General features: G+C 59.4%; 15 protein-coding genes. 8 read left to right on the top strand and 7 right to left on the bottom strand.

What is annotated here, in order from left to right; all coding sequences use genetic code 11:
* The first annotated feature begins 70 nt into the window (after nt 1–70).
* Nucleotides 71–523 carry a pseudoazurin gene (locus tag ACIQUH_RS05835; RefSeq protein ID WP_400813078.1) on the top strand — a complete coding sequence of 151 codons (453 nt, stop codon included), beginning with the start codon at nt 71–73 and terminating at the stop codon, nt 521–523.
* A gap of 236 nt (nt 524–759) precedes the next feature.
* On the top strand, nt 760–1911 hold the full coding sequence (locus ACIQUH_RS05830) for a DUF2333 family protein (RefSeq protein ID WP_400813075.1): 1152 nt from the start codon (nt 760–762) through the stop codon (nt 1909–1911).
* 30 nt (nt 1912–1941) lie between these two features.
* On the opposite strand, the gene ACIQUH_RS05825 is transcribed toward ACIQUH_RS05830, so the two are convergent.
* Nucleotides 1942–2658, bottom strand: coding sequence for a helix-turn-helix transcriptional regulator (locus tag ACIQUH_RS05825; protein ID WP_400813074.1), 717 nt, complete (start codon nt 2656–2658; stop codon nt 1942–1944).
* 99 nt (nt 2659–2757) lie between these two features.
* The gene (locus tag ACIQUH_RS05820; protein ID WP_003524933.1) at nt 2758–3279 is read right to left on the bottom strand and encodes a TIGR00645 family protein; all 522 of its coding nucleotides are present in this window, start codon (nt 3277–3279) and stop codon (nt 2758–2760) included.
* A 356-nt stretch (nt 3280–3635) separates the two neighbouring features.
* Between ACIQUH_RS05820 and ACIQUH_RS05815 the strand changes: the two genes are divergently transcribed.
* A complete protein-coding gene (locus tag ACIQUH_RS05815; protein WP_400813071.1) occupies nt 3636–5903 on the top strand; it encodes a TonB-dependent hemoglobin/transferrin/lactoferrin family receptor in 2268 nt (755 codons plus the stop codon).
* 56 nt (nt 5904–5959) lie between these two features.
* Here the strand turns inward: ACIQUH_RS05815 and ACIQUH_RS05810 are convergent, their stop codons facing one another.
* Complete coding sequence (locus tag ACIQUH_RS05810) at nt 5960–6940, bottom strand: extensin family protein (RefSeq protein WP_400813070.1); 981 nt, start codon at nt 6938–6940, stop codon at nt 5960–5962.
* Nucleotides 6941–7276: 336 nt separating this feature from the next.
* On the opposite strand from ACIQUH_RS05810, the gene ACIQUH_RS05805 reads away from it, so the two are divergent.
* Entirely contained in the window at nt 7277–9466 is a 2190-nt protein-coding gene (locus ACIQUH_RS05805) for an anthranilate synthase (RefSeq protein ID WP_400813448.1), read from the top strand.
* The gene (locus ACIQUH_RS05800) at nt 9463–9975 is read left to right on the top strand and encodes a GNAT family N-acetyltransferase (protein ID WP_400813069.1); all 513 of its coding nucleotides are present in this window, start codon (nt 9463–9465) and stop codon (nt 9973–9975) included. The genes ACIQUH_RS05805 and ACIQUH_RS05800 overlap by 4 nt, the downstream gene beginning before the upstream one ends.
* Nucleotides 9976–10075: 100 nt before the next feature.
* Here the strand turns inward: ACIQUH_RS05800 and ACIQUH_RS05795 are convergent, their stop codons facing one another.
* The gene (locus ACIQUH_RS05795; protein ID WP_400813068.1) at nt 10076–11020 is read right to left on the bottom strand and encodes an HD-GYP domain-containing protein; all 945 of its coding nucleotides are present in this window, start codon (nt 11018–11020) and stop codon (nt 10076–10078) included.
* Nucleotides 11021–11298: 278 nt separating this feature from the next.
* Between ACIQUH_RS05795 and ade the strand changes: the two genes are divergently transcribed.
* Entirely contained in the window at nt 11299–12993 is a 1695-nt protein-coding gene (ade, locus tag ACIQUH_RS05790; RefSeq protein ID WP_400813067.1) for an adenine deaminase, read from the top strand.
* A 60-nt stretch (nt 12994–13053) separates the two neighbouring features.
* Here the strand turns inward: ade and ACIQUH_RS05785 are convergent, their stop codons facing one another.
* The 3 genes from ACIQUH_RS05785 to ACIQUH_RS05775 form a co-directional block, all read right to left on the bottom strand.
* Entirely contained in the window at nt 13054–13605 is a 552-nt protein-coding gene (locus ACIQUH_RS05785; protein WP_400813066.1) for a hypothetical protein, read from the bottom strand.
* A gap of 250 nt (nt 13606–13855) precedes the next feature.
* Complete coding sequence (gene aac(6') / locus ACIQUH_RS05780) at nt 13856–14311, bottom strand: aminoglycoside 6'-N-acetyltransferase (RefSeq protein WP_400813064.1); 456 nt, start codon at nt 14309–14311, stop codon at nt 13856–13858.
* Entirely contained in the window at nt 14308–15972 is a 1665-nt protein-coding gene (locus ACIQUH_RS05775; protein ID WP_400813063.1) for an alpha-glucosidase, read from the bottom strand. Before ACIQUH_RS05775 ends, aac(6') begins: the two co-directional genes overlap by 4 nt.
* 155 nt (nt 15973–16127) lie before the next feature.
* Here ACIQUH_RS05775 and ACIQUH_RS05770 point away from each other — a divergent pair, with 155 nt between their 5' ends.
* Both ACIQUH_RS05770 and ACIQUH_RS05765 read left to right on the top strand, forming a co-directional pair.
* Complete coding sequence (locus ACIQUH_RS05770) at nt 16128–17048, top strand: sugar kinase (RefSeq protein WP_400813446.1); 921 nt, start codon at nt 16128–16130, stop codon at nt 17046–17048.
* A gap of 290 nt (nt 17049–17338) precedes the next feature.
* On the top strand, nt 17339–18388 hold the full coding sequence (locus ACIQUH_RS05765; RefSeq protein ID WP_400813062.1) for a bifunctional monoglucosyl/glucuronosyl diacylglycerol synthase: 1050 nt from the start codon (nt 17339–17341) through the stop codon (nt 18386–18388).
* Nucleotides 18389–18473 lie beyond the last annotated feature (85 nt).

The raw sequence follows: 18473 nt of genomic DNA, 5'->3' as shown, positions 1-18473 counted from the left end.
CTCCACCGCTCCTGGGCTAAGACGACGGCGACACATTCGCGTGGATGTGCTTTCTCTCAGGAGCAAAACTATGCAGAACAGAACTGCCAAATTCGCCGGTCTTGCCATCATTGCGGGCCTCTTCGCCTTTCCTGCCCTTTCTGCCGAAATCGAAGTGAAGATGCTCAACAAGGGCAGCGACGGTCAGGCGATGGTCTTCGAACCCGCAACCGTCAAGGCCGCCGTTGGCGATGTCATCACCTTCGTCCCCGTCGACAAGGGCCATGATGCGGCAGCCGTGAAGGACATGATCCCCGAGGGTGTCACCGAATTCAAGGGCAAGATGAACGAGACGGTGAAGGTGACGGTCGAGAAGGAAGGCGCCTACGTCGTCAAATGCACACCGCATCTCGGCATGGGCATGATCGCGCTCGTCGTCGTCGGCGATGCCGCGCCGGCCAATCTGGACGCCGTCAAGAACGGCAAACTGCCGAAAAAGGCACGTGACCGGTTGAACGACGAGATCGCCAAGCTCGGCCTCTAAGCGCATATCCCTTCGGTTCCGCGGCGGCTGCCTTCCATAATCGATATGGAAAGCCATGATGGCCGGCGCGGACCGCAGGTTGAGAAAAGTTTCGCGATCATGTTGTATCCCGGTTGACCGGGACATATCTGGAAGACAGTAAAGGACCGCGGTCTATGCGAAGCGCCGAAGGGCGCGGGCGGACCGCGCGTTTTCTTCCGGCGTCCAGCCCCACGGGCAGAGGAGACTATGACGACATGATCGACCGGATCACCGCTTTGATTCAGGCAGCCTTCAGCGCCATCGGCAGGGCCGCCGGTCTTCTCGTCGCCTGGCTTTTGTGGCCCTTCATGGCCGCCCATGGCTGGTATAGCGGCCGCAACTGGCTCATCAAGGGCCCCATCGCCCTCATCGCCATTCTTCTCGTCGGCTTTTACGGATATTTCATCTGGCAAACCCAGGTCTGGACGAATTTCGACCCGGATTACGTCGCGCGCTACAAGCTTGAAGAGCGCACCGTGCCCGCCGGGCAGGAATTGCCCGCCGCCGCCCCGGCAGGCGGTGCAACCGGCGTTGCCGCAAACACCTCCGCACCCGTGTGCCAGCGTTCGGCCATCGTCGACGCCGCAGCCGACCTCACCGATTTCAACGTCAACCAGAACGCCTGGATTTCCTCCATGCTGCTCTATCGTCTCGGCCTCTTCGGCATGGACTGGGACAGCACGCCGTTTCTGGACAACAAGGCGTCTTTCCAGCGTGGCGTGAACCAGGCCGTGCGCCGCACCTCGGTGGAGCTGGTGGATACGCTCGGCCGCGTGCGCGGAACCTCCGGCATCAACAATAATCTTCAGGAAGCCCGCGGGAACATGCAGTTCAGCGAATATTCCTGGTATTTCGGTCTCGATCCCTTCGGCCCGAAGACGCCGACCCCCAGCTACTACCGCGCCGCCATCCGCAGCTTCCAGGCCTTCAACGGCGAGCTCGCGGCCTGCAAGGCCGTCTTCGATACCCGTGCCGACAACCTCATCCAGTTCATCGACCGTATCGCCGGCGATATCGGCTCCACGTCCGCAATTCTGCGCGAGCGTTCGGAAAACTATAATGGCGGCTGGTTCGACACCCGCGCCGACGACCGCTTCTGGTTCGCTTATGGCCAGCTCTACGGTTATTACGGCGTGCTTTCCGCCGCCGGATCGGACTTCGCGCAGGTCATCCGTGAACGCAACCTGACCAACCTGTGGAACGACACGCTGCTGCAGACCCGAGCGGCCCTGCGCATCCAGCCGGCAATCATCTCCAATGGTGAGGAAAGCGGCTGGATCATGCCGTCGCACCTCGCCACAATGGGATTTTACGTCCTGCGGGTTCGCTCGAACCTCGTCGAGCTTCGTTCCGTTCTCGACCGGTAAGGCAGAGGCCTTCCCAGAGCGACGGGATCGTCACTCTATCAGGCCAAGGCGTATGGTCTTGGCCACGAGCTGCGTGCGGTTGACGCAGTCGAGCTTGCGAATGGCGTTGTTCATATAGGTATTGACGGTATGTTCCGAGATGGACAGAAGCTCGGCGATCTCCACGGAGGTCTTGCCCTGCGCCGTCCAGCGCACCACGTCGAGTTCCCGTTTCGTCAGCGGTGAAGGCCCTCTGGAGCCGGCGCGGCAAAGGCGGTCATAAACCTCCAGCGCATGCAGCACGATCATGCTCAATTCGTTCAGCGAGGCTTGCGGCAGGATATCCCGATCGCCCGCGAAATTCATCAGATGCCGGTTGCCGTACATGCCATGCACCGGCACCATGAGACCGGCCGTGATGCCCATGCTGCTCAGCGAGGCCGCCGCATCGACCAGCGGCCCACAGGCGATATCCGCATCCTGCAGCGACCAATATTGCGGCATCATCGATGACGCGCCACGCTTGATGACGGGACAGTCCCCCAGTGCGCCGTCCTTGGTCATCGCATTCACGACCCAGATGGGCAGGCTGCTTTCGACAACCGTTGGCAAGGTATAGGCATTTGGGCCGCCGGGTAACCGCAAAAGGGTCACATAGGCATAACCGAAGGCGCGCATCACTTCCCGCAGCGCCTCCAGCCATTGGGATTTGTCGGCCGCAGCCGACAGATCGTCGCAAAGTCTGGCCTGACGCTCCGTCTTCACCATTCACGCACCCTCGCCACCCCGGGCGCAGCGCCCGGAGCGAGAAACATGCGGCGTGGCCGGGACGGGGTTGCGACCTTCATATCGGCTGAGCCATCCTAATCAAAGCACCGGCTTTTCGGATTTGTCCTTCGGCTTGGCCATCAGTTTTTCGAGGAAACCGAGCATGACCGCCGAGACGACGAAAGCCAGATGAATGATGGTGAACCACATCAGCTTGCTGTCCGAATATTGACTGGCGTTGAGGAAGATTTGCAGCAGGTGGATCGACGAGATCGCCACGATCGACGATGCGACCTTGATTTTCAGGCTGCCGGAATCGAGCTTGCCCAGAAAGGACACCTCGGCATCGGCATCATCGAAGCGGCTGACGAAGTTCTCATAACCGGAGATCATCACCATGACGATCAGGCTGGCGACCAGCGCCGCATCGATCAGACCCAGCATGGCGAGGATCATGTCCGCTTCGTCGTAGGTGAAAACGTTCTTCGCAACTTTCAGAAACTTGAGCGCGAAGGAAAACGCATAAACCGCCAGTGCCGCGACGAGCCCGAGATAAAAAACGACGAGCAGCCAGCGGCTGGAGAGGATGATCCGCTCGACGAGCAGTTCAAGAGACTTCATTTCCGTATCCGATTAATAATCTGTTTATTGTCAGGTCATGTTGTTTTGCCATGTAAACTGGCTGCGAATATCCTAGCAAGCGGCAATGTCGGGACTTTGACCGCACCGTGGCGTTTTCACACCCATTCACCCGTCAGCTTCGAGGGCGGACAAGCGTAACATTTCTGCAACAAACTGTTATGCTTTAAAACATGATGTAAAAAGTCATATATAATATGTTGACAGTTATCATCATGTTTTTTAGTCCTCGCTTATCGGCTCGCCCGTAACAATCAAAACAGTTTCAGCCGCGGCGGCAAGCGCGGCGTGCTTTCGCACGCCGTGGCCCATTCGCGCGCCTACCCTGGGGGTACTTAATGTCCATTTCGCGCACGCATTCCGCGCTGCTTCTGTGCACTGCCATTTCTCTTCTGCCGCTTGCCGGCCCCGCGCTGGCACAGGATGCCGCATCGCAGGCGGACGGCGCCACCACGCTTGAAAGGATCGTCGTCAAGGGCAAGCGCGTCAAAAGCGCCAATGCCGCCGCCGACACGCCGCTGGCCAGCCAGACCACGGCGGAAGACATCCGCAAGAAAGAAATCAACAATGTTCGCGATTTGGGCAATACCACCGAGCCGGGCGTCGATTTCATCGAATCCAAGCCTGGTAAGCCGGGCGGCCTGTTCATCCGTGGCCTGGGCGGTGCGCGCGTAACAACACTGATCGACAATATTCCCGTTCCGTTCTTCGAGAACTATGCGCGCGGCACCACTGCAACGACCAACACGAGCGACACTAATAACAGCTATGATTTCTCGTCCCTCTCCACCGTCGACGTGGTCCGTGGCGCGGATTCGAGCCGTATCGGCGCCGGGGCTTTGGGCGGGGCGCTGGTGCTACGCACGCTTGAACCAGAAGACGTGATCGGGCCGGGGAGGGATTGGGGCGGCATTGCCAAGCTGACCTATGACAGCGAAGACAAGAGCTTCGGCGGCTCCGTCGCCGTGGCCAAGAAAATCCAGAACACCTCCATCCTGTTCCAAGGCGGTTACAAGAAGGGCCATGAGCGCGACAGCCAGGGTACGGCCGACATCATCGGCGTAAACCGCACCAAGGCCAATCCCCTCGACTACGACCAATACAATCTGCTGTTCAAGATTCGCCAGGACCTCGAAGGCGGACACCGAATTGGGTTTACCGCCGAGCGTTTCAACCTTGACAGCGATTCCAATCTGAAGACATTGCATGGGGTCAGCGCTGGCGGCGCCAATACCTACGCTCGCGACAATTATTGGGGGTACGATGACACCCGCCGCGAACGCCTCTCCCTCGATTATAGCTACGAGGCGCCGTCCACCGACGCGCTGATCGATTCCGCCAATCTCACGCTTTATTGGCAGCGGCTGATCAAGGATGCCGGCTCGTTCGGCGCGCTCTCGAACAATACTCGCTACGAGCGCCATAATGAGATGGACGAAAGCTCCTTCGGTCTTGCGGGCGATACGTTGTCTGAGTTCACGACTGGCAATTTCAACCATCAGATTCGGTTCGGCGGCAATCTGCAGTTCTCTGATACGGAACAGTTCATCAACGCCATTCCCGTCACTGCCTCGCAGGCTGATATCCCGAAAGTCGACGGCAGAAGGCTCGGCCTTTACCTCGATGACCGGATCGGTTTCGGCGATAGCGGCTTTGCACTGACGCCTGGCGTACGTTTCGACTGGTACGATTACGATCCGAAGCAGACCAGCGATTTCAGCCGCAATACAGGCTCCACCCGGTTTGCCTTCCCGGACGGACAGAGCGATTCCCGCTTTTCGCCGAAGCTTCTGGCAACCTATCAGCTGACGCCGGAAGTGGAACTGTTCGGGCAATGGTCTATGGCTTACCGTCCGCCAACCATCAACGAAGCCTATATCAACTTCACCAATGCCAACGGCGGATATGCCAATGTCGGTAATCCCAACCTGAAACCGGAAACCGGAAACGGCTTTGAAATCGGGGCAAATTACGCCGCCGACGACCTGACCGGCAGCCTTACCCTGTTCCATAACCAATACAAGAACTTCATCGACGTCTATCGCACCACAACCACGGCAGTAACGACGCCAGGCGTAGGTACGCCGGGCATGCTGATCACCTGGCGCAATCGCGACAAGGTCGAAATCTCCGGCGTGGAAGCCAAAGCCCGAAAGGACCTCGCCAACGGCATCTTCCTGCACGGCTCGCTCGCCTATGCCTATGGCAAAGACAAGAATACAGGCGAGTTTATCCGCAGCGTCGCACCCTTTAAGTCCATTCTAGGCGTCGGTTACGAGCAGGAACAATGGGGCGTCGATCTTTCGACCATCATCTCCGCCGGCATGCGCGAAGATGGGACGGCGACAAGCATCACCGGCTCCTCGTACCAGACCTTCGATGCACCAGGATATGGGATCGTCAACCTCACCGGTTGGTGGGAACCGGAACAGACCAAGGGCCTACGCATTCAGGCGGGCATCTATAACGTCTTCGACAAGACCTATTGGAATGCAGTCGGCGTTCGCGATATCAGCACCACCGCGACCTCCTCGACGAACCAGCCGGTCGCCTTCTATTCCGAGCCCGGACGCACCTTCAAAATCTCTCTGACCCAGAAATTCTAAAACCGGGCAGAAACATCATCTCCAGTCGGGGCGGCCTTCGGGTCGCCCCTTTTTTGTCAGCGGCAATAGAGATAGCCGCCTTTTCGCTGCAGCACGTCGAGATGCAGGTGGTCCTGATGGGTCGCATCGCTGCCGGGCGAAAGAACGGTGCGAAAGAACAGGCAGGCGGCGGCGGTGATGGTGCGCTGGAAAGCGCCTTCCGGCGTCCCGTCCTCGCCGCGCGGCTTCATCACCAGTGGCTCGCCCTTGTCGAAGGAAATCGTGGAGATATCCACGGCATTGCCCTTGGCATGTTCGGAAATCTTGCCGTTTTCGGCACTATTGCGGTTGCGGCAGATATAGGTCGAGGCATTGGCGATGGCCGTCACCTTTCTCTCCGGCAAAGCCAGGGCCGCCGACGGCAGCATCATCTCCTTTGTCCAGCGGGAAAGCGCAAGCGCGGTTTCGCAGCGCATGGTGCCCGCAGGTTCCAGCTTGATGCCGGGCAGAACCACGGTAAGCTCGACAGGCGCTTCGATGCCGCACCCCTGCTCCGCATCGCGGATCGGTTCAAGCTGCCTGAACTCCGCGCCAATCTCTTTCAACGCGCCAAGGCATGCCTGAAGTGCGGCCGGATCCTCCGGCTTCACCGGCTCAGGCGGCTTCTCGTCGGGTTTGGCCGCCTCGTCGCCGGGTTTCTGCCGCTCACTGCCGTCCTTGCTCTCGCCTTCCTTTCCGGCGTCGCCGGAGCCTCTCTCAGCGGGTGCCTTTTCACCCTCCTGTTTCTGCTCTTCCGAAGCCTGCGGCTTCGAGGCCGGTTTCTGTTCTTCCGAAGCCTGCGGTTTCGGGGCTGGCTTCTGCTCTTCCGGAGGCTCAGGCTTCGGGGCCGGTTTCGGCGCTTCCGCCGGGGTTTGCGGCGTCTCCTCCGATGGCTTTTCCGAGGGGGTGGCGGATTGCCCCTCACCCGGTTTCGGTTGCGGCACCGGCACCTGCGCCGGCGGTTCAGAGGCGGAAATCAATGCGAGGGTGGTTACCAGAAGACACAGGCGATGAAGCATTTTTCGGGGCACTCCTGACCGTTTCGGCAGGAGTGCAACGCCGCGGCGGCCCGTAAGGTTCATTCCCTCACCGAAATCCGCTTGCCAAGGCGGATCGTGCGCGCTAACAATTTTCCCATGAACATCGTGTCTAAGAACATTGCTAACTGGTGGTGGGGCAGCTTTTCGCGGCCTTGACCAGTCATGTCTTCAGACAAAGTCCAAGCCGCCCGAATTTTCAGGCGGCTTTTTTGTTATTTTGCCGCCTGTCATCGGGCTTGAACAACAGAAAGCATGCGCGCAAAAGTGCTTGGCGGTTTTGCGATAACGACATGCGACAAAATGAGTACGAAAGAAATGGTAACGATCATTCAGGATGACGGAGCGGAAACCTACGAGACGAAAGGCGGCATCAAGGTCAGCCGAAAGCGCCGGCCCGCCGATTATGCGAGCGCCATCGATAATTACATCGAAAAGCTCGATTCCCATCGCGGCGCCGTATTCTCGTCCAACTATGAATATCCCGGCCGTTACACCCGCTGGGATACGGCCATCGTCGACCCGCCGCTCGGCATTTCCTGTTTCGGCCGCAAGATGTGGATCGAAGCCTATAATGGCCGCGGCGAAGTGCTGCTCGATTTCATCACCGAAAAGCTGAAGGCGACGCCCGATCTCACGCTCGGCGCTTCCACCACGCGCCGTCTCGATCTTACCGTCAACGAGCCGGACCGCGTCTTCACCGAAGAAGAACGTTCGAAAATCCCGACCGTCTTCACCGCCCTGCGCGCCATCGTCGATCTGTTTTATTCCAACGCGGATTCGGCCATCGGCCTGTTCGGCGCCTTCGGTTACGATCTCGCCTTTCAGTTCGACGCGATCAAGCTGTCGCTGGCGCGACCGGAAGACCAGCGCGACATGGTGCTGTTCCTGCCCGACGAAATCCTCGTCGTTGACCACTATTCCGCCAAGGCCTGGATCGACCGCTACGATTTCGAAAAGGCCGGCGTGACGACCGACGGCAAGTCTTCCGACATCGCGCCCGAGCCCTTCAAGACCACCGATACGATCCCGCCCAAGGGCGATCACCGTCCCGGCGAATATTCCGAACTTGTCGTGAAGGCCAAGGAAAGCTTCCGCCGCGGCGATCTGTTCGAGGTCGTTCCCGGCCAGAAGTTCATGGAGCGTTGCGAGAGCAATCCGTCGGCGATCTCTCGCCGCCTGAAGGCGATCAATCCCTCGCCCTATTCCTTCTTCATCAATCTCGGCCATCAGGAATATCTGGTCGGCGCCTCGCCGGAAATGTTCGTGCGCGTCTCCGGCCGCCGCATCGAGACCTGCCCGATCTCGGGCACCATCAAGCGCGGCGACGATCCGATTGCCGATAGCGAGCAGATCCTGAAACTGCTCAACTCGAAAAAGGATGAATCCGAACTGACCATGTGCTCGGATGTGGACCGCAACGACAAGAGCCGCGTCTGCGAGCCGGGTTCGGTGAAGGTCATCGGCCGCCGCCAGATCGAAATGTATTCGCGCCTCATCCACACGGTGGACCACATCGAAGGCCGCCTGCGCGACGACATGGATGCCTTTGATGGTTTCCTCAGCCACGCCTGGGCCGTCACCGTCACCGGTGCACCGAAGCTCTGGGCCATGCGTTTCATCGAAGGTCATGAAAAGAGCCCGCGCGCCTGGTATGGCGGCGCGATCGGCATGGTCGGCTTTAATGGCGACATGAATACCGGCCTGACGCTGCGCACCATCCGCATCAAGGACGGCATCGCCGAAGTGCGTGCCGGCGCGACCCTGCTCAACGATTCCAACCCGCAGGAAGAAGAAGCCGAAACCGAACTGAAGGCCTCCGCCATGATCGCCGCCATCCGTGACGCGAAGGGCACCAACGCCACTGCCACCAAGCGCGATGCCGCCAAGGTGGGCACCGGCGTCAAGATCCTGCTCGTCGATCATGAGGACAGCTTCGTGCACACGCTGGCGAATTATTTCCGCCAGACGGGTGCGACCGTCTCGACCGTCAGAACCCCGGTCGCGGCCGATGTGTTCGATCGTTTCCAGCCCGATCTCGTCGTCTTGTCTCCCGGACCGGGCAGCCCGACCGATTTCGACTGCAAGGCAACGATCAAGGCCGCCCGCGCCCGTGACCTGCCGATCTTCGGCGTCTGCCTCGGCCTTCAGGCTCTGGCGGAAGCCTATGGCGGCGAGCTTCGCCAGCTTGCGGTGCCGATGCACGGCAAGCCCTCACGCATCCGCGTGCTGGAACCGGGTCTCGTCTTCTCCGGTCTCGGCAAGGAAGTGACTGTCGGGCGTTACCACTCGATCTTCGCCGATCCCTCCACCCTTCCGCGTGATTTCATCATCACGGCGGAAAGCGAGGATGGCACCATCATGGGCATCGAACACGCCAAGGAACCGGTGGCTGCCGTTCAGTTCCACCCGGAATCGATCATGACGCTTGGCCAGGACGCCGGCATGCGCATGATCGAAAATGTCGTGGTGCATCTGACCCGCAAGGCGAAAACGAAGGCGGCATGATGGTTGCTGCCGACGCCATCAGCATCGAGCCCATCCGGGCGGAGCACGTTGAAAGCTTTCACCGTGCTCTCGATGCGGTGTCGCGCGAGCGGAAATATCTGAGCTTTCTGGAGGCGCCGCCGCTCGATTCGGTTCGCGCCTTCGTTCTCGACATGATCGAAAACGACCATCCGCAATTCGTGGCGATTGCGGATGGCGAGGTGGCCGGCTGGTGCGATATTCGCCGCCAGGACAGGGCAACCCGCGCCCATTGCGGCACGCTCGGCATGGGCATCCTGCCCGCCTATCGCGACAAGGGGCTGGGTGGACGGCTGATGCGGCAGACGCTCGATGCCGCGCGCGAATTCGGGCTGCATCGTGTGGAACTGAGCGTGCATGCGGACAATGCGAGAGCAATTGCGCTTTATGAAAAAATCGGCTTCGTGCATGAGGGCCGGGCCCGTGATGCAGTTTCGATCGATGGGCGTTACATAGACAGCCTGAACATGGCGATCGTCTTCGGCAACTAAAGCGCGTCGCGTTTGACCGGATTCATGCGACGCGCTTTATCTCTTTGTTTTTATGCATGTCGTGATCCCGAAACCGCTGCACACTTTCGGGCGACATGCATCAACCCCTCGGCAGCGAGGCGGAAATGCACAGGGCGAATTTCTTCAGCAACTGCATGTCGAAATGCCCTTCCCGCCGCAGCATCCACGTCAGCGCGTCATTCGCCGTCCATGGCTTCTTGTAGGGTCTGACGGAGGTGACGGCGTCATAGACGTCGCAGATCGCCGCGATACGCGCGTAAAGGCTGATCTCGCTGCCCGCACGGCCGCTCGGATAACCGCCGCCGTCCATCCGCTCATGATGATTGAAACAGACATCGAGCACCATGTCAGGCATCTGCGGGTTGCGCGATACTATATCCCGGCCGAATGCGGGATGAAGATTGATGATCTCCCGCTCGCTGGCACTCAGCCCTTCCGCCTTGTTGAGGATCGAAGAGGGGATTTCTACCTTGCCGATATCGTGCAGCAACCCGCTGATGCCAAGCAGATTGACCGTTCCCCTGTCGAGCCCGAGATAATTACCGAAGAGGATCATCAGCCCGCTGACGGAGACCGAGTGTACGAAGGTCGTTTCGTCTTTCGATTTCAGTCGGGTAACACCGATGAAAATCGCCGGATTCGACTGCACGGCATCGGAAATCTTGCCCGCAGCCGCAGCCATGCCCTTCAGCGAAACACTGCCGCCAGCTTCCGCGGCGGCAAAGGTCTCGGCTATCGTATCGGCAGCCGAACGTACGGCATGCGTAATGGCGGCGATGGTTTCCGGGCAATTGTCCGATTGTGGCGAAACGGCTGGGGAACGCCTGCCGGCCTCGGTGTCATATCCCTTGGCTGTGTTGATGACGATGCTTTCAGCGCCACTCAATTTCAATTGACGCATCAATTCCTCATGCCGCAAAAGAAAGCGGTGCCCCTTAAAAAATCCCTGGTTCGAAAGCGTTCCTTCGACCGCTTCGATAAACATGCCAAGCGTCAGTTGCTGGGTGGAAATTCGTTTGAGCATCAGATGCTTTTATTTTCCTTCCCGGGAATGATAACCTGAAACCGTAATTCGTAAAAATGTCGGTGCATAACCGGCTAAACTATAAAGGTGAAGTCAAGCCTTCCCAAACCTGCCTAAACTTGCACCTTGAAAGATTAGATAACACAAATATGAAAATTTTTTACTCTGGATATATTTAAAACTCAAAGAATCAATCCGAATAGGCCAAGAAACAACCTTAGAATGTAAATAGTGAAAATTCTCGCATACGACGTAAATCAGGAGCCGAAGAAACCCGCATGAATTCCAGACTTGAAACGCGCATCGATCAGGGTACCGGCCGTGAACCGGCGGACATGGTTCTCAAGGGCGGACGCTTCTTCGACCTCGTGACCGGAGAACTCGTCGCTTCGGATATCGCCATCTGTGGCGACACCATCGTCGGCACCGGCGAGAACTACAAGGGGCGACAGGAAATCGACATTTCCGGAAAGATCGTCGTTCCGGGTTTCATCGATACGCATCTCCATATCGAATCGTCGCTGGTGACACCGCACGAATTCGACCGCTGCGTTTTGCCCTATGGCGTTACCACCGCCATTTGCGATCCGCATGAGATTGCCAATGTTCTCGGTGTGGAGGGGCTTCAGTTCTTCCTCGACAGCGCCATGGAAACCATCATGGACATCCGCGTGCAACTCTCCTCCTGCGTGCCCGCGACCCATCTGGAAACATCGGGCGCCGATCTGCCGATCGAAAAGCTGCTGCCGTTCCGGGATCACCCAAAGGTCATCGGGCTTGCCGAATTCATGAATTTTCCTGGTGTCATCCACAAGGACCCGGTGTGCATGGCGAAGCTCGAGGCCTTTCAGGGCCAGCATATCGACGGGCATGCACCGCTTCTGTCCGGAACGGCGCTGAACGGTTATCTCGCCGCCGGCATCCGCACCGAACATGAATGCACGGGCGCGGCAGAAGCGCTGGAGAAAATCCGCAAGGGCATGCATATTCTGGTGCGCGAGGGCTCGGTCTCGAAAGATTTGCACGCCCTGATGCCTGTTATCACCGAGCGCCTGTCGCCCTATCTGGCGCTTTGTACGGATGATCGCAATCCGCTCGATATCGCCGAACAGGGCCATCTCGACTATATGATCCGCACGGCGATCGCCAGCGGCGTGGAACCGCTCGCCATTTACCGCGCCGCCTCGATTTCCGCCGCAAAAGCCTTCGGCCTGCGCGATCGCGGTCTCGTCGCACCGGGCTGGCGCGCCGATCTCGTGGTGGTCGACAGCCTGCAGAACTGCAAGGCCAGCATGGTGCTTTCCGGCGGCCGGATCGTCGATGACGCCCTCTTCGCCACACGCAAGCCGGTCGCGCCCGTCGGCCTCGACAGCGTCAAGGCAAGGCCGGTGCTGGCGGCTCATTTCGGCGTGCCGGTCACGGAAGGCGAAAGCCCCGTCATGGGTGTGCTTCCCGGCAAGATCATTACCGAGCACCGCCGTTACAGGCTGCCGACGGATGGCAACCAGACCACCGTCGATCTTGAGAACGACATCATCAAGGTCGCCGTCATCGAACGCCACGGCAAGAACGGCAACCACGCCAATGGTTTCGTGCAGGGCTTCGGCCTGAAGAAGGGCGCCATCGCCTCCACCATCGGCCACGACAGCCACAATATCTGCGTCGTCGGTGTCAATGAAGACGACATGGCGCTGGCGGCCAACCGGCTTGGCGAAATCAAGGGCGGCTTCGTGGTGGTGGAAGATGGCAGGGTGACCGGCGAGATCGCGCTCCCCGTCGCCGGGCTGATGAGCCTCGAACCCTATGAGACGGTGCGCGATACGCTGCACACCCTGCGCAAGGCCGCATATGCGCTCGGCACGACGCTGGAGGAACCCTTCCTGCAGGTGGCCTTCCTGCCGCTGCCCGTCATTCCGCATCTGAAGATTTCGGATATGGGCATGGTGGATGTGGACCGGTTTGCGCTGATCTGACGATGCTTTACCGGCGGCAAACCGCGGAAAACGCTCTGCTTTGAGGCCGTAAATGCGGCCTCATGCTTTGGTCTCTACGGGCCATGTCACATAATAATATTTGCCGGCGACCCTGCCGAAATAGGCGTTGCCGCCCGTCGCTTTGTCGACATAGCTGCCGTTACCGTCCCTGGAAAGCGTACCGTTCTCATTGCGCTTGAGTTGGGTGTTCAGGAAATCCACCCAGTTGGTCTTGGCAATGTCCGTGGCAACTGTGGGCTTGGCGTTTTTCTGGCTCGGATCCCACGCACTGACCGATTTACCCTGCGTCGGGTCCGAAACTTTCAGGCGCCCGCGCTCGAGAGCGTCCATCATCGCACGTGCACGCAGATATTGCGCGGGATCATCCCCCGCCGTCGAAAGCTTGACCTTCAGATTCCGCATGAAGGCGGATGAGGTTATATAGCCGCTTGAAGAGGTTTTCGGTGCCTGAACCGTGGTCGATGCGCGGGCCGATGACTGCCCGGCAAGGAAAACCTCCCTGACGGATGGAAGGGCGGGCTTGGCCTTGGCGCGGGAAGATCCGGAATTGCCAGCAGGAGACTGGCTGAAATTATTGATTGAAACGGACATGACAAGGATCCTTGCTCCGCCTCATCGTTGGCGGCTGAAAAATCTGTGATGCCTGAATATTTGGCAGGTAAAGCTTGCCCAAAGCTCGCGAGACAATCGAATAACCCAATAAATACTTTGTGTACTCAATAAACATCAGAAATAATAGGATTTATGCACGTTTTAATAAAATATATTCGTGTTCAAATATATAATTATACTTTAATCATATTATTTTCAGCCTGCAAGCCCAATCGCCTGCCACCCGTCGTCATCTGCCTGCACTCAGACGCCTGCGGAAATAAACCACCCGCTCCGTTTCCTCAAATCCCAGCGCCGCATGCATGCGATGGGAATCGATATTTTTAATATCGGCATCGGACGCCAGCTCGCTGACGCCCTGGCCGATGGCCCAGCGGGTCACTTCGGCCACGAGTGCTGATGCAACGCCCTGCCTGCGAAACGCCTCCTCGACATAAATTCCCTCAAGAAACGCCACGGGCGAGGTATCGCAGCCGTTGACGTAATCCCGCCGCAGACTGACCTCGGCAAAACCGATGGCCACGCCGGCGGGATCGTGGACAATCAATCCAGCCCCGGTTTCTGAAACGTCCTGCAACTCGGCCATATGTTCGGCGGGCGAAGTATCTGGCCACAGGCGGTGCCGCAACAGGCACCAGTCGTCCCGATGGTCGGCGGCGTTTCCGATGGCAAATTGACCGCTCATGCAATGATCCCGCAAAACACATCCAGCCCCTCGAGCTTCACAATACCCGCATCGAACAGCGGTGTGAAACCCGGCATCGGCACTATATCCGTGACGTGCATGGCCTTCGGTATCGGGAATTCCACCGCATCACGGGTCAGATTAAAAACGAACAGCAGTTTTTCATCGCCCTTCTGGCGCGTGAAGGCCAGCACATCGAGATTGGTCTTGATGAAATGCATATCCCCGTCGCGCAGCGCGCCATGGCTTTTGCGGAAGGACAGAACGGCGCGATAATGGTTGAGAACCGAATCAGGCCTGCGCTCCTGCGCATCCACGGCCTGCATCGCATGAAGGTAGGGCACCGGCAGCCAGGGTTTTTCAGCACTGGAAAAACCGGCATTCGGCTTGCCGGTCTCCCACACCATCGGTGTGCGGCATCCGTCCCGCCCCTTGAAGGCGGGCCAGAAGCGGATGCCATAGGGATCGCGCAAATCCTCGAAGGCAAGCTCGGCCTCGGTCAGCCCCAGTTCTTCACCCTGATAGAGGCATATGGAGCCGCGCAGGCTGGCGAGAACGCAGAGGGCGAGCTTCGCCACCCGCACCTGCTCCTCTGCGCTTTCGGCAAAACGGCTGAGATGGCGCACCACATCGTGGTTGGAAAAGGCCCAGCAGACCCAACCATCCTTGACCGCCTTGCCGAAGGTCTCGACCGAGCCGCGCAGGTGTTTCGCGCTGAAATCCGGCCCCAGCAGATCGAAGGTGTAGCACATGTTGAGCTTGTCATTGCCGGACGTATAGGCCGCAACCGTCTTCAGCGACCGAGCCCCGTCGCCCACCTCGCCCACGGTGGCGCGGCCCTCATATTCATCGAGCAGCACGCGGAAACGCTTGAGGAAAGCGACGTTTTCCGGGCGCGTCTTGTCGTAGAGGTGATCCTGCATGCCATAGGGATTGACGTCGGACGCATCGAGGCCAAAGCTTTCCTCGTCGAAAAGCGGCGGGTTGTCGCGCAAAAGCCTGTCGTGGAAATAATGGTTGACGGTATCGAGCCGGAAACCATCCACGCCGCGATCCAGCCAGAAGCGCACCGTTTCGAGAAGCGCGTCCTGAACGTCCGGATTGTGGAAATTCAGATCCGGCTGCGAGGCGAGGAAGCTGTGCATGTAATATTGCTTGCGCACGCCGTCCCATTCCCATGCCGGCCCGCCGAACACGGAAAGCCAGTTTGTCGGCGCCGTGCCGTCCGGCTTGGGATTGGCCCAGACATACCAGTCGGCCTTGCTGTTCGTCCGGCTTGCCCGGCTGTCCACGAACCATGGGTGCTGATCTGACGTGTGCGAAATGACCTGGTCGATGATGACCTTCAGCCCCAGCCGATGCGCTTCGGCCATCAGCGCGTCAAAATCGGCAAGCGTGCCGAACATCGGATCGACATTGCAATAATCGGAAACATCATAGCCCATATCGGCCATGGGCGAGGTGAAGAAGGGCGAAAGCCAGATGGCATCGACGCCGAGCGAGGCGATATAGGGCAGACGTTTCGTCACCCCGGCAAGATCGCCATAACCGTCCCCCGTCGTATCCTGAAACGAGCGTGGATAGACCTGATAGATCACCGCCCCCTTCCACCAGTCCGATTGCGCTTGAGGTTTGTGGACCGGGGCATGGGGCAGCGTCATCGGCGATCTCCTGAGGGTGTCTGGCCGGAGAATATAAAGCCATCGCGGCCGCGTAAACCGGAACTTCGCACATGCACAAACGGCTCGAACCGCCCTTGTCAGCGGCGCGCACTCGTCGTAAGCCGCATGGCTGGAAAAAACGGGAGGATGACGGCGTGGGCGGACGGTTTCTGTCGATTGGCGAATGCATGGTGGAACTGTCGCAGGCCGGCAACGGGCTGCTGCGCAAGGGTTTCGCCGGTGATACCTTCAACACCGCCTGGTATGCCCGCGCCTGCCTGCCGCAAGACTGGTCCGTCGATTATTTCACCGCGCTCGGCGACGATCCGCTTTCCGAAGACATGCTGGCCTTCATTTCGGAAGCCGGCATCGGCACGGAAAAAATCCGCCGCATCAAGGGTGGAACGCCCGGCCTTTACCTCATCAACCTGAAGGACGGCGAACGCACCTTCAGCTACTGGCGCAACGCCGCCGCGGCAAGACAGCTGGCCGCGGACGCGGATCACCTGCGCAGGACGGTGGAAAGCGCCGATGTGGTCTATTTCTCCGGCATCACGCTCGCCATCCTCGCCTCCGCCCATGATGTCGATACGTTTCTGGCGGAGCTGCGTCGCGCCAGGGCGGCGGGCAGGCTGGTGGTCTTCGATCCCAACATCCGCCCGCGCCTCTGGGCCGACAGGGATACGATGCTTGAGACGATCTCCAATGGCGCGCGCGCGGCAACACTCGTCATGCCGAGCTTCGATGACGAGGCGAGCCATTTCGGCGACGGGTCCGTGGAGGCGACCATCGACCGCTACCGCTCGCTCGGCGTCGAGAACGTCGTCGTGAAAGATGGCGCCAAGGGTGCGACGCTCGATTTTGCCGGCAGCCGCAGCCATGCGCCGGCGGTGAAGGCCGTCGATGTGGTGGATACGACAAGTGCCGGCGACAGCTTCAACGGCGCCTTCCTCGCCCGTTACGTGACGGGCAGCTCTCCCGAAGAGGCCGCCACCTTCGCGGCAAGGGCTGCGGCAACCGTCATCGGCCATCATGGCGCGCTGATCAGCCCGGAGCTGCTGCCGCTGATGGGATAGGCCCCGGACGCACCTCATTCCTGTGCCTGTCACAGGAATCCAGCCGACGCGCGTCTGCGCGGCGAGAAGTGCCCTTTCAGCCCAAGGACTTGGGCTGGCTGGATCCCTGTGACAAGCACAGGGATGAGGAAAAAAGGAGCGCCGCGGACGACCGCAAACTTCTGCATAAAAACCCCACTTCCCCACCGTCACAGACCCTGACATGATCCTGTAACACGCACGCCGCATATACGGGCAGAAGCCGGGCAATGGGGATTCGCCCGTGCGCAGATGAGCAGGATCAGTGTTTCATGACGAGAATCACGATTGTCACAGATGCCTGGCACCCGCAGGTCAACGGCGTGGTTCGCTCGATAGAAAACACCAATACCGAACTGGCGCGGCTGGGCGTCGATGTGCGCATGGTCACGCCGCAGAGTTTCTACAGCATTCCCTGCCCCACCTATCCGGAAATCCGCCTGTCGGTCGCCAGCTATCGCCGTGTGGCGGCGGAGATCGAAAAAAGCCAGCCATCCTTCGTGCATATTGCCACGGAAGGGCCGCTGGGTTTCATGGCGCGGCGCTGGTGCGTGAAGAACCACATGCGGTTTTCGACCAGCTATCATACCCGCTTTCCCGAATATGTGGCGGCGCGTTTCCCCGTTCCGGAAAGCTGGCTCTATGCTTTCGTGCGCTGGTTCCATAATGGCGGCAACACCTGCATGGTGGCCACCCCGAGCCTTGAGACCGAACTGGAAGCGCGCGGCGTTCGCAACCTGAAGCGCTGGAGCCGCGGCATCGATGCCGAGCTTTTCCACCCTCGTCCGAAAGCAAAACTGCCCTTCGACCTGCCGCGCCCGATCTTCATGACGGTGGGCCGTGTGGCGGTGGAGAAGAACCTGCCGGAATTCCTGGAACTGGACCTGCCGGGCTCGAAGATCGTCATCGGCGACGGCCCCGCCCGTCAGGAGTTGCAGGAAAAATATCCTGACGTCCTCTTCACCGGCGTCAAGACCGGTGAGGAGCTGGCCGACGCCTATGCGCAGGCCGATGTCTTCGTTTTCCCGTCGAAGACGGACACCTTCGGCAATACCATTCTCGAAGCGCTGGCAAGCGGCGTGCCCGTGGCCGCCTTCCCCGTCACCGGGCCGATCGATATCCTCGGCGGCAACCCCGCCGCCGGCGCGCTGGACAATAATCTGCGCGATGCCTGTCTTGCCGCACTTCATTGCTCGCCGCAGGCGGCGCTGGCGCTGTCCAAGAGCTACAGCTGGGAAAAGGCCTCTCGGCAATTCCTCGACAATGTCATCCACGCCGCCGGAAAATCGCTGCCGCTGCTGTCCCGTTCGCAGCTTGCCTGAAGCCATCCACGGGATTCTGTTCGGCAATGGTGGACGAAACGGCGCGGGAATGTCACAAGGCGATCAGGACGCGACTGCCGTTATC

Origin of the sequence: Agrobacterium sp. NPDC090283, from assembly GCF_044769685.1 — a bacterium.
Classification (GTDB): domain Bacteria; phylum Pseudomonadota; class Alphaproteobacteria; order Rhizobiales; family Rhizobiaceae; genus Agrobacterium.
The sequence above is the reverse complement of the archived record's forward strand: the minus strand, read 5'-3'. Positions and strand labels throughout refer to the sequence as shown.

Excerpts from the sequence above, each read along its gene's own strand:
- ACIQUH_RS05835 (WP_400813078.1), top strand. The coding sequence starts at position 71 with ATGCAGAACAGAACTGCCAAATTCGCCGGTCTTGCCATCATTGCGGGC.
- ACIQUH_RS05830 (WP_400813075.1), top strand. The coding sequence starts at position 760 with ATGATCGACCGGATCACCGCTTTGATTCAGGCAGCCTTCAGCGCCATC.
- ACIQUH_RS05825 (WP_400813074.1), bottom strand. The coding sequence starts at position 2,658 with ATGGTGAAGACGGAGCGTCAGGCCAGACTTTGCGACGATCTGTCGGCT.
- ACIQUH_RS05820 (WP_003524933.1), bottom strand. The coding sequence starts at position 3,279 with ATGAAGTCTCTTGAACTGCTCGTCGAGCGGATCATCCTCTCCAGCCGC.
- ACIQUH_RS05815 (WP_400813071.1), top strand. The coding sequence starts at position 3,636 with ATGTCCATTTCGCGCACGCATTCCGCGCTGCTTCTGTGCACTGCCATT.
- ACIQUH_RS05810 (WP_400813070.1), bottom strand. The coding sequence starts at position 6,940 with ATGCTTCATCGCCTGTGTCTTCTGGTAACCACCCTCGCATTGATTTCC.
- ACIQUH_RS05805 (WP_400813448.1), top strand. The coding sequence starts at position 7,277 with ATGGTAACGATCATTCAGGATGACGGAGCGGAAACCTACGAGACGAAA.
- ACIQUH_RS05800 (WP_400813069.1), top strand. The coding sequence starts at position 9,463 with ATGATGGTTGCTGCCGACGCCATCAGCATCGAGCCCATCCGGGCGGAG.
- ACIQUH_RS05795 (WP_400813068.1), bottom strand. The coding sequence starts at position 11,020 with ATGCTCAAACGAATTTCCACCCAGCAACTGACGCTTGGCATGTTTATC.
- ade (WP_400813067.1), top strand. The coding sequence starts at position 11,299 with ATGAATTCCAGACTTGAAACGCGCATCGATCAGGGTACCGGCCGTGAA.
- ACIQUH_RS05785 (WP_400813066.1), bottom strand. The coding sequence starts at position 13,605 with ATGTCCGTTTCAATCAATAATTTCAGCCAGTCTCCTGCTGGCAATTCC.
- ACIQUH_RS05775 (WP_400813063.1), bottom strand. The coding sequence starts at position 15,972 with ATGACGCTGCCCCATGCCCCGGTCCACAAACCTCAAGCGCAATCGGAC.
- ACIQUH_RS05765 (WP_400813062.1), top strand. The coding sequence starts at position 17,339 with ATGACGAGAATCACGATTGTCACAGATGCCTGGCACCCGCAGGTCAAC.